This is a genomic window from Pseudoalteromonas sp. NFXS39 (genome assembly GCF_040148775.1).
Taxonomy (GTDB): Bacteria; Pseudomonadota; Gammaproteobacteria; order Enterobacterales; family Alteromonadaceae; genus Pseudoalteromonas; species Pseudoalteromonas apostichopi.
The window spans coordinates 115,552-129,890 of sequence record NZ_JAGDEC010000003.1; the positions used below are offsets into that span (position 1 = coordinate 115,552).

At 42.2% G+C, this 14,339-nt stretch carries 14 protein-coding genes; 8 read left to right on the forward strand and 6 right to left on the reverse strand.

The genetic code is table 11. The features are described from left to right. Positions 1 to 30: 30 nt before the first annotated feature. From J3455_RS06740 to J3455_RS06750, 3 genes are all read right to left on the reverse strand, one after another. Entirely contained in the window at positions 31 to 1,017 is a 987-nt protein-coding gene (locus tag J3455_RS06740) for an MBL fold metallo-hydrolase (protein WP_167658403.1), read from the reverse strand. A gap of 68 nt (positions 1,018 to 1,085) precedes the next feature. Further along, positions 1,086 to 1,373, reverse strand: coding sequence for a cell division protein ZapA (locus tag J3455_RS06745; protein WP_130050402.1), 288 nt, complete (start codon positions 1,371 to 1,373; stop codon positions 1,086 to 1,088). Continuing rightward, a complete protein-coding gene (locus J3455_RS06750) occupies positions 1,373 to 1,603 on the reverse strand; it encodes a DUF904 domain-containing protein (RefSeq protein WP_130050403.1) in 231 nt (76 codons plus the stop codon). The genes J3455_RS06745 and J3455_RS06750 overlap by 1 nt, the downstream gene beginning before the upstream one ends. 239 nt (positions 1,604 to 1,842) lie before the next feature. On the opposite strand from J3455_RS06750, the gene J3455_RS06755 reads away from it, so the two are divergent. Further along, a complete protein-coding gene (locus J3455_RS06755) occupies positions 1,843 to 2,682 on the forward strand; it encodes a 23S rRNA (adenine(2030)-N(6))-methyltransferase RlmJ (protein WP_130050404.1) in 840 nt (279 codons plus the stop codon). Between the two features lie 56 nt (positions 2,683 to 2,738). Here J3455_RS06755 and J3455_RS06760 read toward each other — a convergent pair whose 3' ends face one another. The 3 genes from J3455_RS06760 to J3455_RS06770 form a co-directional block, all read right to left on the reverse strand. Next, entirely contained in the window at positions 2,739 to 3,548 is an 810-nt protein-coding gene (locus J3455_RS06760) for an META domain-containing protein (protein ID WP_239977677.1), read from the reverse strand. 157 nt (positions 3,549 to 3,705) lie between these two features. Beyond that, the gene (locus J3455_RS06765) at positions 3,706 to 4,272 is read right to left on the reverse strand and encodes a PhnA domain-containing protein (protein ID WP_130050406.1); all 567 of its coding nucleotides are present in this window, start codon (positions 4,270 to 4,272) and stop codon (positions 3,706 to 3,708) included. A gap of 80 nt (positions 4,273 to 4,352) precedes the next feature. Beyond that, positions 4,353 to 5,117 carry a substrate-binding periplasmic protein gene (locus tag J3455_RS06770; protein ID WP_294091332.1) on the reverse strand — a complete coding sequence of 255 codons (765 nt, stop codon included), beginning with the start codon at positions 5,115 to 5,117 and terminating at the stop codon, positions 4,353 to 4,355. A 104-nt stretch (positions 5,118 to 5,221) separates the two neighbouring features. Here J3455_RS06770 and J3455_RS06775 point away from each other — a divergent pair, with 104 nt between their 5' ends. The 7 genes from J3455_RS06775 to J3455_RS06805 all read left to right on the forward strand — a co-directional run bounded on the left by J3455_RS06775 (position 5,222) and on the right by J3455_RS06805 (position 14,141). Further along, complete coding sequence (locus J3455_RS06775; RefSeq protein WP_130050408.1) at positions 5,222 to 6,499, forward strand: EAL and HDOD domain-containing protein; 1,278 nt, start codon at positions 5,222 to 5,224, stop codon at positions 6,497 to 6,499. A 54-nt stretch (positions 6,500 to 6,553) separates the two neighbouring features. Then, positions 6,554 to 7,168: a paraquat-inducible protein A gene (locus J3455_RS06780; protein ID WP_130050409.1), complete on the forward strand. Its 615-nt coding sequence runs from the start codon at positions 6,554 to 6,556 to the stop codon at positions 7,166 to 7,168. A 43-nt stretch (positions 7,169 to 7,211) separates the two neighbouring features. Then, positions 7,212 to 7,565, forward strand: coding sequence for a hypothetical protein (locus tag J3455_RS06785; RefSeq protein ID WP_349561390.1), 354 nt, complete (start codon positions 7,212 to 7,214; stop codon positions 7,563 to 7,565). A 104-nt stretch (positions 7,566 to 7,669) separates the two neighbouring features. Continuing rightward, positions 7,670 to 8,992, forward strand: coding sequence for a TolC family protein (locus tag J3455_RS06790; protein ID WP_130050411.1), 1,323 nt, complete (start codon positions 7,670 to 7,672; stop codon positions 8,990 to 8,992). Next, on the forward strand, positions 8,985 to 10,442 hold the full coding sequence (locus J3455_RS06795) for an efflux RND transporter periplasmic adaptor subunit (RefSeq protein ID WP_130050412.1): 1,458 nt from the start codon (positions 8,985 to 8,987) through the stop codon (positions 10,440 to 10,442). The genes J3455_RS06790 and J3455_RS06795 overlap by 8 nt, the downstream gene beginning before the upstream one ends. Next, on the forward strand, positions 10,439 to 13,543 hold the full coding sequence (locus J3455_RS06800) for an efflux RND transporter permease subunit (RefSeq protein ID WP_349561392.1): 3,105 nt from the start codon (positions 10,439 to 10,441) through the stop codon (positions 13,541 to 13,543). The genes J3455_RS06795 and J3455_RS06800 overlap by 4 nt, the downstream gene beginning before the upstream one ends. 142 nt (positions 13,544 to 13,685) lie before the next feature. Continuing rightward, the gene (locus tag J3455_RS06805) at positions 13,686 to 14,141 is read left to right on the forward strand and encodes a hypothetical protein (RefSeq protein WP_349561394.1); all 456 of its coding nucleotides are present in this window, start codon (positions 13,686 to 13,688) and stop codon (positions 14,139 to 14,141) included. The last annotated feature ends 198 nt before the right edge of the window (positions 14,142 to 14,339 follow it).

A 14,339-nucleotide genomic window follows, 5' to 3' on the forward strand; every position in this document is an offset into this window, starting at 1 on the left:
ATATAATAAAATCCTTTTACTATTTTAGCTCTATTTTGACAACTTGCTCTGTTTTAGTCCAGCCTCTAGAAACATAGAGAAAGCCCTTTCACCTATTTCATCAAGCTGATATTGCTGTTTTATCTCGGCAGGAAAAAGCGGAATTAATTCACTAACTGATTTATCTGGCGCTGATTTTGTCATCTCTTTAATCGTTTTTAAAAACCTTAAAGGGAGCGCAAGATCTTGTGGCGATAGTGGCTTGCCATGACCAGGTAAAATAGTTACGAGCGTGGTATTTTTTTGAATATCTTGCAGTACTGTGATCCAGCTAGTAAAGGTACCATGCCCGGGGTAGGGTAAGCTGTCGACTATATCTGCGCCTAACAGAACGCGGCCTTGATCTGCACTTAAAGTAAGATCGCCTTTAGTGTGCGCTTGGTAAGGTGTAATAACTACGGGATAATCACCAAGGTCTAGCTGTGTTGATTCAGTAATGCTAATAGCCGGCGGGTTTAAGGTTAACTCCCGCCAGCGAAATAAACGCTTTTTAGCAAGTTCTAGTTTGTCACGCCAAATCACTTGTTGATCTTCTGGTTGATTGGCAAGGCGTTGATAGCTCAGCTCTATGCTTTTTTCATAGCCATCTAATTTATCAGTTAATGCTTGCTGCATGGCGGCAAACTCAGTTTCTACTTGCTGATGAACTATCAGTTTGGCTTTAGGGAATTCAGCCTGTAAAACCGCTAATCCTAGTAGATGATCATCATGATAATGACTGGCCACTAAATAACATAATGGTGTTTTTAGGTGTTCTTTTAGCTGCTCTGCGAGCATTTCTACTTCGGCAAAGTTACCGCTGGCATCAAACATTAAGGCGCACTCTTTACCTTCAATTAGCACTTGATTCGAATCGTAAAAGCGCAGTTTATTTTGTTGTTGAAGAAATTGAATTTCGGGAGTGATGCTATGCCAGCTAACGCTTGATTGGGCGCTATAGCTTACAAAAAGACAGATCAAAAAAGCACAAAATCGCATGGTGTTCCGCTCGAATAATAGTCAGTGCAGTTGATTGTAAACAAAAAAAGCGCTGGATGCGCTTTTTTCTAAATACTAAGATGTTGGCTGAGCTTATCTATTAGTTTGTCATGTTGTTGCTCTTGTTCTGCTTGTTGCGATTTAACTTCGAGTAATTCATGACTTAAATGTAATGCGGCCATCAGCAGGGCTTTTTGGTCATTTCGAACCGATGAGCGTTGTTTCATTTGCTCCACTAAGTCATTCAAATTTTGTGCAGCAGCAACTAGGGCGTGCTCTTGCCCAGGTGGGCAAGAGAACTCATGTTCTTTACCTAGTAGCTCTACGCTGACCCGCTGACTTTGTGGGCTGCTCATTAGCTAGCCTGTTGTACGCTTTGTAATTTCTCAAGCAGGCCTGTTAGTGTACTGCTTGCATCTTTTTGCTTCTCTTCGTTTTCTAGCACTTCAAGTTGCAGAGTTTCGTTCTCATCTAAAAGCTTAGCTGTTTGCTCTTGTAGGCTTTTAACTTCGCTTTCAAGTTCGCTATTGCGAAGGATTAATTTGTCGATCAGTTGTTCGAGTTGGGAAAGAGTTTCGTTATTCATAAATGCGCTCATAAAACTGTGGTTATTGTCATGCAAATGTAAAGGAAAGTGTCTTGATATGCCAGCATTTACGGCTGTTTTAGCGTATTTTTATTTATTATTAAGGCTTAATTCAGCGTAATGGCTTTTTTATTCATTTATGGTTCATGGAATAGCCTGAACTTAGGATCATTTGTTGTTTATCATGTACAATAAGACTATTCATTTTTAACGCAGTTTGCATCTGGCGAATTATAAATATGCTTAGTTATCGACACTCTTTTCATGCGGGTAACCCTGCTGATGTGCTAAAACATCTTGTTCTAGCTGAAGTACTTAAATACCAAACAATCAAAGATAAGCCACTTGATTATGTAGACACGCACTCAGGTGCTGGTTTTTTTGAACTTGCAGGCAGTGACGCACAAAAAACACAAGAATATTTAGAGGGTATTGCTAAGCTTTGGCAGCATAATAGTGAGCATGATGCACTTAATGAATATATTGAGCTAATTAAATCATTTAACCAAAACGGTAATTTAGATTTTTACCCAGGTTCACCAAAAATTGCCGAGCACTTTTTGCGTCGCCAAGATAACGGTTGGTTTTTTGAGTTACACCCACGAGATCTACAATTACTGCAAGACAATATGAAAGGTAAACGTTCTATTCGTGTTCGTGGCGAAAACGGCTTTCAAGGCTTAGTTGGTTTGTTACCTCCAGCATCACGTCGAGCTTGCGTGCTTATTGACCCTCCATACGAAATTAAAAATGATTACGACACGGTTGTTAACACCCTTGTTAAAGCATATAAGCGCTTTGCAACGGGAACATATATGATTTGGTATCCGGTTGTTGACCGTGAACGAATCGATAGAATGGAAGCGGGTTTAATTGCATCGGGTATGCGTAACATTCAGCTTTTCGAGCTCGCAACACAGGCCGATACTGACGTTCATGGAATGACAGCGTCGGGTATGATAGTGATTAACCCACCATGGAAATTAAAGCAAACAATGGATGCGGTATTACCAGAACTTGTTTCATTATTAAGCGACAGCAGTGGTTTTTATCGTAGCGAGCAATTAGTTGAAGAATAATTCTTTTTCAATACAAAACGCCCAGCAATTGCTGGGCGTTTTTAATTTTACCGCTATTAATTCATGTAAGTAGCTGCAAAGGTCGCTAGTGGCTCGTCACTATCATCTAGCAAGGTTAATTGCTCACCATTGATAGAGTATTTAGCAGTGGCTGCTAGTGTTGCTGACATGGCTGCTTCGATATCCATTTGTGCTACACACATTCTTTCGGTGATAGCTAATGGTTTGAAGGTCAGCATTTGCTCATTAACTTCGTAATTACCTGAGAAGTTATTACAGCCTAAGTAACCACTGGTTGAACCATCGTCTTTAAACTGCACGAAGGGTTCTTTATTTTCAACAGTGATTGTTTCACCGCTAATTGTAACTGCTTTCCAGTAGGTATTTGTTAAAGTAACATCGGGTTTTTTAGCCGATACTTTTGTCACTGTTACCTTGTAAACATCGCCCGATACATCTTCAGCAAATGGGTTATTGTGAGTGGTGCTAATGTAAAGTAATTTACCTTGATTCTCTATGCGCGCACTTACACTATAACGGTGACGGTCAGCAATTTTGCTTTCATCATATTCGAGTTCCACGCTGTATGGTGGGGCGCCGTTTAATTCAATTTCTTGTTCGCTGAGTACGTCAGCTTTGGCATCCATTTTTGAAACATCAGCCAACTGTACTTTTAATACCGAACCAGGGGGGAGCATGCTACGGTCTAAATAAGTAACTTGAGTATTTAGGGTTTTCATTGTTGATTGTTCAGCCTGTGGTGCACCTGAGTCTTCACCACAACCTGTTAATACTAAGCTGCTCCCTAAGATCATTAAACTGCATAGAGAAGCGCGTTTGAAAGATGAGATGGTATCCGAAGCCATGATTGTTTCCTTGCGTTTTTAGGGGTATGCGTCTTTGTTTTAAAGTTAGCATAAAGTTCGCTGACTTAATCATAGCTTAATTAACAAAAAATGGGCACTAGGCCCATTTTCGTCATAACGAGTCGCTTTATGAAAAAAAAGCGTATTAGAGTAATCGTTACTTTTTCACGTATTTGGTGAGGATAACAATTCGCTGCCCGTCAACACGACCTTCGATGTGCTCAGGGTTGCTTGTTAAACCGATGTTTCTTACTGCTGTGCCACGTTTAGCAACAAGGCTACTGCCTTTAACATCAAGATCTTTAATTAGTGTTACAGTGTCACCTGCTTGAAGTACAACGCCATTACTGTCGATGTGTTTAATATCATCGTCTTCCGCAAGTGCTGTTTGTGCCCACTTTAGCGTGTCTTCTTCTAAATAAATCATGTCTAGAGCATCTTGTGCCCAGCCGTTATCGGCCGCTAAACGTTTTAACATGCGATAAGCCACTACTTGTACTGCAGGTGTTTGACTCCACATACTATCATTTAAACAATGCCAGTGGTTTGCAGTTAGATCGGCATTATTCTCAATTTGATCTTTACAAGTTTGGCAAACATAAATGCATTTATCAGAATGAGCCTCTGTAACAGGTGGCACCTCGTAAACAGATAGGTTATCTGTAGCGGTGCAAAGTTCACATTGGTTATTACTGCGTTCGATTAGTGCTTGTTCAATGCTCATAGGAGACTCTTTTTAGTTAACAAGGTAAGAAAAACAGCGCGCATTATAGCAAAAGCAGGTCCAAAGCGGAATATCCCTAATTATTGTAGGGATATGCTTTTTGTGTATTTATTGATTATGGCATCTAAGCTGCCAGAGTTTTTAAGCTCTTTAATAGCTGCATTTATTTTTGGTAGCAATAGCTGATGTTCACTACGCAGGCGAATTTTTAAGTTTCCCAGCGAATGTAAAGCGCCAAAGCCAATATCAACATTAAATTGCTCAGCCCAGTATTGTGCCGGAAGTTTGTCTATTATGACAACTTCGATACGCTGCATTTTTAATGCTTTTATTAGTTGTTTTTCAGAATGAAAATCAACGCGCTTAAAGCGATTGTCATCGTAGTAGTAATAGCCTAAGACAGTACCCACTGGCTGATTATTAATATTGTTAAGTTGCTGCCATTGAGTCACAGAGTTTTTTAAACTGACCAGGTACTCCTCAATGAGAAACAGGGTGTCTGAATAAATAAATTGCGGGTTTTGTTTTTCTGCTTGGCTTAGCCATTCAGGGCTAAGAACATCAAAGTCGATGTCTCCTTGGTGTAGGTATTTTACAGTCCTTTTTGCAGGAAGTTCGATATGCTGCACTTGAATATCAGCAAGCTGCATAACTTGCTTAATCATTTCGGGTAGGATCCCAGGGGTGTTGTTGTCGTTGATGTAATAAGGATAATAGTTACCCGAGCCAGTAACATTGTATTTTAATACCGGTTGCTGCTCAGCAAAAACTACTGGTGAGAGCAAAAGTAAAATTAATAAAGTCGAGTTAAAAAAGTTCAATGGTCTGATTGAATACGTTTTCATGTACCTAGTTTGGTTGGGTTTTTGTTTTTTAGCAAGGTAAACATCTTTCACTATACTTATAACAATAGTAATGTGGAGATAGCCACATCTAAGTGAGAAGTAGAATGTCAGAATTAAGTATTGAAGGTAACAAAAGTCAGAGTGTGACTCAGTATATAGCACGGCAGCCAATATTTAATGCTGATAGAAGTTTGTATGCATACGAATTACTGTACAGAGAATCGAGCGACAATGTTTTTCCGGTAGGCACGAGTGATGGTCAAGCGACAGGGCGGCTGTTTTTTAATGCGTTGATGCTGATGGGGCTCGAAAAGCTAACGGGGTTTCAACCCGCGTTTATCAACCTATCAACCGACGCTATTTTGGATGACTTTCCAAAGCTGTTGCAACCACGCAGTGCGGTTATCGAAATCGTTGAACGAGCGACGAGTATTCCTAAAGTAGTGAACCGCGTTAAGCAGTTAAAGCAAGAAGGCTACTTGTTCGCTTTAGATGATTACGATGGCACTGATAAATGGCAAGATATCTTACCTTTGATGGATTTTATTAAGCTTGAAGTAACGCAGCCGATTATCAAAACCAACATGATGATCAAAAAACTAAAACGCAGCTTCCCTGATACCACTATCATAGTTGAACGTATTGAAAATTATGAAGACTTTGAGCAGTTAAAAACCGCTGGTTGTGATCTGTTCCAAGGGTACTTTTTTGCCAAACCAGAACTTTTAAGTTTTGGAAATGTTGAACCATCAAAAGTTGCCGTACTTGAATTACTCAATTGCACTGCACAAACTGATTTAAATTTTGATGCTATTCAACAACGTGTTGCTAAAGATTTAGGGCTTACCGCACGCATTTTAAAGTTAGTTAATGCGCGAGCTAGCAGCACCCAACAAACTATTCGTTCGATCTCGCAAGCGGTTATTTATCTTGGTGAAGATGCGATTAGGCAATTTGTGCGTGTATTAGCACTTAGCGAATTAGGTAATGATAAACCGCAGGAGCTGACAAAACTTGGTTTAACAAGGGCAAAATTTATCTCTTTGATGCTTGAGCCAGGTGGGAAAGAGCTTGCTGAGCAAGGGTATTTGGTTGGGCTACTTTCTGTGCTTGATGCTATTTTAGATATGGAACTTGATACCATAGCAAAAGAGTTTTCGCTTGGTAGTGAGCTCTCTAGCGCTCTTTTAAACTTTAATGGGATGCAAGGTGCAAGCTTACAACTCACGAAAGCGGTAGAGGAAGAGCAATGGGAAACGGCTCATGAGTTGCTAATGATGATTCGTCCTGCCTCAAAAATGGATGTAGTTTTTCAAGCCATGTACGATGCTCGTGCATATGCAGATGACGTTTTCGTAAGCTTATCTTCGGTTACAGACTAAAAGTGCAGAGTTCGCTATGATGCGGGCTCTGTGTATCAAAAAGGTTTGTAAATAATGCGTTTAGCTTTACAGGTAGTGACCATCTTAGTTGCTTTGGCGTTACTTATACCAGGAGTAACCCAGCCGGTACTTACCCTTGAAGGAAAAATCGATAAATCTAAGCTTGCTAAAACAGGTATTGAAATGATTGCCGATGAAGGCGACCGGAATACCCGTAGTGTACTAATGATGGCATCAAGCATGTTGGGGCTTGATAGGCTTGAAGGTGAAATTGATGCCTATAAAAAAACACGCAGCATTTGGGGTACCGTGAATGAGCTTGCTAATAACAAAAACTACCTTGTCGCCGCGCTTGTTGCCGTGTTCTCCATAGTGATCCCCACTTTAAAATTGCTGATGCAATTGTTTTATTGTTTCTTACCTATGAATAAAATTAAACATTTACTCGGTCAACTCATACAAGGACTAAGTAAATGGAGCATGGTCGATGTGTTTGTGATTGCATTGATCGTGTCTTATTTAGCTGGCAACGCCGATGGGCAAATGGGCGAACTTATAAAAATGCATGCCGAACTGGGGGATGGATTTTGGTATTTTACTGGTTACTGCCTGTTTGCTATTGCTGCCAGCAATAGTATTAAAATAGATAAACCCTTGTCGAGCGCGTAAATTTCGGGCTACAATTTGGGCAATTAATTTTTAAGGTATGATGATGACGCGACTTTCAAGCTACTTATTGATAGCTATGATGCTGCTCACTTTTGTGGGTCAGTCAGTTGCGTCTGTTGCTATGGTATGTGATATGCCACATGGCAGCATGCAAATGGATCATCATGCTAATATGAATGCTGACAGCGACATGAGTGATATGGATTGTTGCCATGAAGATGCAATGGATAACAGCGATTGCGCGTGTCCGTTTAATGCCTGTACAGCTCACTCACTCCTTCCGTTAAATGATTTAGTTGTTAAATCAATTAAGCAATCCGAAAAAGTCACAGTGTTAGGCGCCAGCCAGCTTAGTTTCCACGCAAGTTCTTTATATCGTCCACCTATTACTGCTTAAGCAGGATAGGTCTGTCTAAAATTCAGTAAAACGCTGAAATACACCTCATTCTGCACCCAAAATCTATTGTTTTTTAACCATTTTTAAGATTTTTGGAGCATGTGATGACTCACAGCAAATTGATTAAGGCGCTTTCTCTAGGCGTAGTATTGATAACCTCAAGTTTAGTGAAAGCAGAGCCGTTGGCACTCAATCAGGTGATTGATTATGCACTGACTCACGAGCCTTGGTTGCAGGCGAATAAATACCAGCAGCAGGCGATAGAAGCGCAAAGTATTGCTGCAGGCACTTTACCAGACCCAGTATTAACTGTCGGACTAATGAATTTACCAACCGATGGCTTTGCCTTTGATCAAGAAGGTATGACGCAATTTAAAGTGGGCTTGTCGCAGCAGTTTAGTCGAGGTGATAGCCTTGCCTTGCAGCAGCAGGCATTAAGGCAATCAGCTGAGCAATATCCTTGGCTTAGAGCAGATCGTCAAGCCCAGGTTAAAGCCATTGTTAGCGAAGCCTGGCTAAATGCCTATCGCGCGCAAAAAAGCATTCAATTAATCAACCAAGATAAAGCTTTATTCAATCAATTAATTGATATTACTGAGGCAAGTTACGCCAATACACTTGGTGCGACTCGCCAGCAGGATATTATTCGCGCTCAACTAGAGCTCACTCGTCTTGAAGATAAGCTAGTGATGTTAGAGCAGCAGTTTGATAGTGCCAAAAAGCGACTAGCTCAATGGCTACCGATTGACATGTTAAACGGTGCTGTAAGCGATGAAAATATAAAGGTGGCCGCATTAATGCCTTATCAAGAGCTTGCTCCATCAGGGGTGATAGAAGTGTTGATGGCTCATCCCGCAATTATTGCTATTGAGCATGCTTTGCGTGCTAAGAATACACAAGTGCAAGTGGCAGAAGAAGCGTATAAGCCTCAATTTGGAATGAACCTAGGCTATGGCTATCGTGAAGACACGCCTATGGGGGACTCGCGCGCTGACTTACTCTCAATAGGGGTTAGTGTTGATTTACCTCTCTTTACAGATAACCGTCAGGACCAACAAGTTAATGCTGCGATAGCTAGTGCAGAGGCGGTAAAAACTAACAAACTTATTACCCTACAAAAACTACAAGGTCAGTATTTTAAAGAGTTAAGCCAGTTAAGCCGGCTAGCCCAGCGCAAAGCGCTGTATCAGCAACAGCTATTACCGCAAATGGCAGAGCAAGCTGAGGCGACATTAAATGCTTACACTAACGATGCTGGTGACTTTTCAGAAGTGATGCGTGCACGCATCAGCGAACTAAATGCGAAAATTGATGCGTTAAATATCGAAGTAGATAAACAAATAACCCTCGCTCGCCTTAACTATTACGCGGCGGCAAAAGATAGCCAAATAAATGCGGCACAAAGCCAAGGAGTTACCTATGAATAACACAGTCAAATTAGTTGTCGCTTTGGCGGTAGGTGCTGCATTGGCAACGGCTGTAAACAAACTTGCTGAGCAAGATCATGCAACTATGCCTAGCGCTGAAAAAAAGCCGCTATATTGGGTGGCACCTATGGATAGCAACTACCGTCGTGATGAGCCAGGTTTATCGCCGATGGGTATGGAATTGGTGCCTGTTTATGAGGAACAAAGCAGCGCTGAAGACAGCCCAGGTACTGTGAGAATCTCACCAGCCGTAGTGAATAACTTAGGGGTAAGAACAGCGCCAGTGCGTTTTAAATCATTACAAAGCACAGTTGATACGGTTGGCTATGTGCAATATGACCAAGACCAATTAGTGCATATTCATCCTCGTGTCGAAGGCTGGATCGAAACTTTATATGTAAAGGCTGCGGGTGACCAAGTTAAGCAAGGCGAGCCTCTTTATACCTTGTATTCTCCACAGTTAGTGAATGCACAGGAAGAGCTACTGCTTGCCCTTAAACGTAACAATGCGGTACTTATTCGTGCGGCTAAAGCGCGCTTAGCCTCATTAAATGTTTCTGACGATTTTATTGCGCGATTAGAGCAAAGCCAAAAGGTTAGGCAAAACATAACCTTTTATGCCAAGCAAAGTGGCGTATTGGATGAGCTAAATATCCGCGAAGGTTTTTATGTGAAACCGGGCACCACCATGATGAGTATCGCTCACCTAGAAGAAGTGTGGGTTGAGGCAGAAGTTTTTGAGCGTCAAGCTGGCCTTATTCATAAAGGCTTGCCAGTTACCATGAGCTTAGATTATTTACCGGGTAAACGTTGGCAAGGGAAGGTCGATTACATCTATCCAACCCTTGATGAGAAAAACCGTACTCTTCGTGTACGCCTTCGCTTTGCTAACCAAGATGGCCTACTAAAACCGAATATGTTTGCTGAAGTGAGTATTATTACTAGGCCGACTGAGCCGCAATTAGTCATCGCAAAAGAAGCGGTGATCCGCACTGGTAGCCAAGACCGTGTCGTGATTGATTTAGGCGAAGGCCGCTTTAAGTCAGTCGCTGTGACGTTAGGTCGCAGTGATAATCATGACGTCGAGATTTTATCAGGCTTACTGAAAGACGATAAGGTGGTTATTTCAGCGCAGTTCTTAATCGACTCAGAATCAAGCAAAAGCTCTGACTTTATGCGTATGCAAGAACCAGATAGTGACAGCGCAATGGTGAATGGCGTGATCAACAGCATTGACCGTGAAGCCAGAACTGCTGTAATCAGTCGTGAAGCCATCCCCAAGTGGGGCCGAGAGGCCGCAACCATGGAATTTCACTTTTCGCCGCGTATTGATATGTCTAGTTTGCAAAGCGATGATGAAGTGCATTTTACTTTTAAGTTAGTGGACGGTGAGTTTATGATTTTTGACATCATGACCATGAGCCATCCTATGCAAGGAGAAATGCAATGATAGCAGCCGTGATCCGTTGGTCAGTCGGGAATCGCTTCTTTGTATTACTGCTGTCTTTAATGTTGGCAGGTTTTGGGGTTTTTTCTTTAAAGAATACCCCAGTTGATGCCTTACCTGACTTATCTGATATACAGGTTATTGTAAAAACCTCTTACCCAGGACAAGCGCCGCAGGTAGTGCAAGACCAAGTGACGTTTCCGATCACTACGGCAATGTTGTCGGTGCCGGGGGCTGAAACGGTCAGGGGTTTTTCGTTCTTTGGTGACTCTTACGTGTACGTTATTTTTAACGAAGATACCGACCTTTATTGGGCTCGTAGTCGAGTACAAGAGTATTTGAGTCAAGTAAGTGCTCGCTTACCCGATTCAGCTAGGCCAGAACTTGGCCCAGACGCAACAGGTGTGGGTTGGATTTACCTTTATGCGCTGGTGGATAAAACTGGCAAAAACGATATTAGCCAGCTACGAAGTCTGCAAGATTGGTTTTTAAAGTTTGAACTGCAAACTGTGCCAGGTGTATCAGAGGTGGCTTCTGTTGGTGGTATGGTTAAGCAGTATCAGGTTAATGTCGACCCCGACAAATTACGAGCATATGGTATTCCACTGAGTTTAATTCAAAAAGCGATTAAACAAGGTAACCAAGAGCGTGGTGCCTCAGTGGTCGAAATGGCTGAAGCCGAATACATGGTATCAAGCACAGGTTATATTAAAGGTGTTGCCGATTTAGAAGCCATCCCGCTTGGTACCAATGCCAATGGTACACCACTGCAATTACGCGATGTGGCCGATATTAAACTTGGGCCGCAAATGCGCCGTGGGATTGCCGAACTTAACGGCGAGGGCGAAGTGACAGGTGGTGTGGTGGTGATGCGCTTTGGAGAAAACGCTGAAGCGACCATCAAACTAGTAAAGGAAAAGCTAGAGTCGCTCAAAAAAGGCCTGCCAGAGGGCGTTGAAATCATCCCTGTGTACGACCGTTCAAACCTTATTACACAAGCACTTGATAACTTAAGTTCAAAGTTAATTGAAGAATTAATTGTCGTGGCCTTAGTGTGTGTGGTGTTTTTATTCCATATACGTTCATCGATAGTTGCCATTATCACGCTGCCAATGGGGATTTTAACGGCTTTTGTGGTTATGTATTGGCAAGGTATAAATGCCAACATCATGTCGCTAGGCGGGATAGCGATTGCGATTGGTGCAATGACAGATGGCGCTATCGTGATGATAGAAAATATGCATAAACATATGGAGAAAACTCCACTGACCGACGAAAACCGCTGGCAAGTAGTGATGGACTCAGCCGCAGAAGTGGGGCCCGCGTTATTCTTTAGTTTATTAATTATCACAGTCAGTTTTATGCCAGTGTTTATTTTAGAAGCACAAGAAGGGCGTATGTTCTCGCCGCTGGCTTACACAAAAACCTATGCAATGGCGGCCTCGGCTGGTCTAGCGATTACACTGGTGCCGGTATTAATGGGCTACTTTATTCGCGGTAAGGTTATTTCGGAGCAGAAAAACCCTGTAAACCGCTTATTGGTGGCAGCGTATAAACCCTTGTTAAATGCGGTGTTAAAAGCGCCGAAAACAACACTGGTATTGGCTTTAGTTTTGGCAGTTATCGGCTTTTACCCGGTTAATAAAATTGGTAGTGAGTTTATTCCTCCTCTTGATGAGGGGGACTTGATGTATATGCCAACTACTTATCCTGGTATTTCAATTGGTAAGGCCCGTGAAATTTTACAACAGACCGACAAATTAATTGCCAGTGTGCCAGAGGTTGAGTCGGTATTTGGTAAAGTTGGTCGTGCAGATACTGCGACAGATCCAGCGCCGCTAACCATGATCGAAACCTTTATTCAGTTAAAGCCAAAGTCACAGTGGCGCGAGGGTATGACAACCGAGAAACTGAAAAAAGAGCTCGATAATCTGGTTAAGTTCCCAGGGCTCACCAATGCGTGGGTTATGCCAATCAAAACGCGAATCGACATGCTTGCCACTGGTATTAAAACGCCTGTGGGGATCAAAGTTGCAGGGCCAAAGCTGAGTGAAATTCAAAAAATCGGTGAGCAAATTGAAGTCATCTTAAAAGATTTACCGGGCACAGCTTCGGTTTACTCAGAGCGCGTTGCCGGTGGTCGCTACATCAAAGTCGATATCAACCGTGAAAAAGCAGCACGGTACGGTTTGAACATTGCTGATGTGCAACAGGTCGTTGCCACCGCTATCGGTGGTATGAATGTGACCGAAACGGTTGAAGGGCAAGAGCGTTACCCTGTTAACTTGCGTTACCCGCAAGATTATCGTGACTCGCCAGAAGAGCTGAAGTTGTTACCCATTGTGACGCCAAATGGACAACGTATTGCATTGGCTGACGTTGCTCATGTTTTTATTGAAGATGGTCCGCCGGGTATTAAAAGTGAAAATGCACGTATCAATGGCTGGAGCTTAATTGATATTGAAGGCAGTGATGTCGGCAGTTATGTTGAGCGTGCGCAACAAGCACTGCATGAGCAACTCGAGCTACCTGCTGGTTACTCAATTACATGGGCGGGGCAATATGAATATATGGAGCGCGCAAAAGCCAAACTCAGTTACGTATTGCCACTAACTTTGGCAATTATTGTGGTGCTGTTATATCTCAATTTTAGAAGTTTTATTGAGGTGGCAATGATCATGCTGACCTTACCACTTGCGATGATAGGCGGTATTTGGTTGATGTACCTTGAAGGCTTTTATTTCTCGGTCGCTGTTGGGGTTGGCTTTATTGCCCTAGCAGGGGTTGCCGTAGAAATCGGCGTGATCATGCTGGTTTATCTCAATCAAGCGTATCAAGATGCCAAAGCGCAATCAGCACAGTTTACGGTTACAGAGCTGCGCCAAGCAATTATCAATGGTGCAGGCCTTCGGGTTAGGCCTGTGATGATGACAGTTGCCACTATTATCATAGGTTTACTACCTGTGCTGTATGGTACTGGAACGGGAAGCGAGGTGATGAGCCGAATTGCAGCGCCGATGGTTGGCGGGATGCTCAGTGCCATTGTTTTAACGCTACTCGTGTTACCTGCACTTTATTTTATATGGCGTAAACGCCACCTATAAATTTTACAGTCAGTGTGTAACTTGTACGCTTTCACTTGCTTCAAGTTACACTTTTTATTTTTAAGGCGCTGATAATTAATGTTTTTTCTAATGGTGTGATTTATGCAAAGTCATATTAAATTGATTTTGATAAGGAATACACATGCAAGTTAAAACAATACAACAAGTTTATGATTGGACCGTGTTATTTCATACTCAAATGGCAGCTAATTTCCACAGTGTTAAAGATTTACTGGACGAGCATAATCAAATGCTGGTGGATTATTATCTGCAATATGAGAAGAAACTAGCAGAAGATCTCGTTGGCTTTAAAGCAATTACTGAGATAAACACGCTAGATACGTATTGCTATGAGTATTTTGCTGAAAACCCTGAGCTAATTACCTTCAACGATATCAGCACAGATCAGCAAATTGATGAAAAGGCGATTCAGGTTTACTTAACCACGCAACACCAAAAAGTAATCGACTTATACGAGTACTTGGTATCGCGCGCTGATACAGAGCAAACCAAAGAAAAGCTTGAGCGATTGCTAGAGCTTGAGCATCAAGGCCTTAAGCAAATGATGCAAAGCTCAAACCGCCATATGGATATGTAGTATACCCAAACCACCTCAAGATGCAGAATTCAGCGTTTCACAGGTGCTTAATATCAAGGCGTTACTTTGCAAGAGTGCAGTCCCTTTTAAGAAGTAACAACGATGAGAGTAAGTACCTGTGAAGCGCCCAACGGGTTGGTTTAAAAGCGATTTATACTGCGTTATCGATCTTAACAATAGAACCACTATTACTTGCAA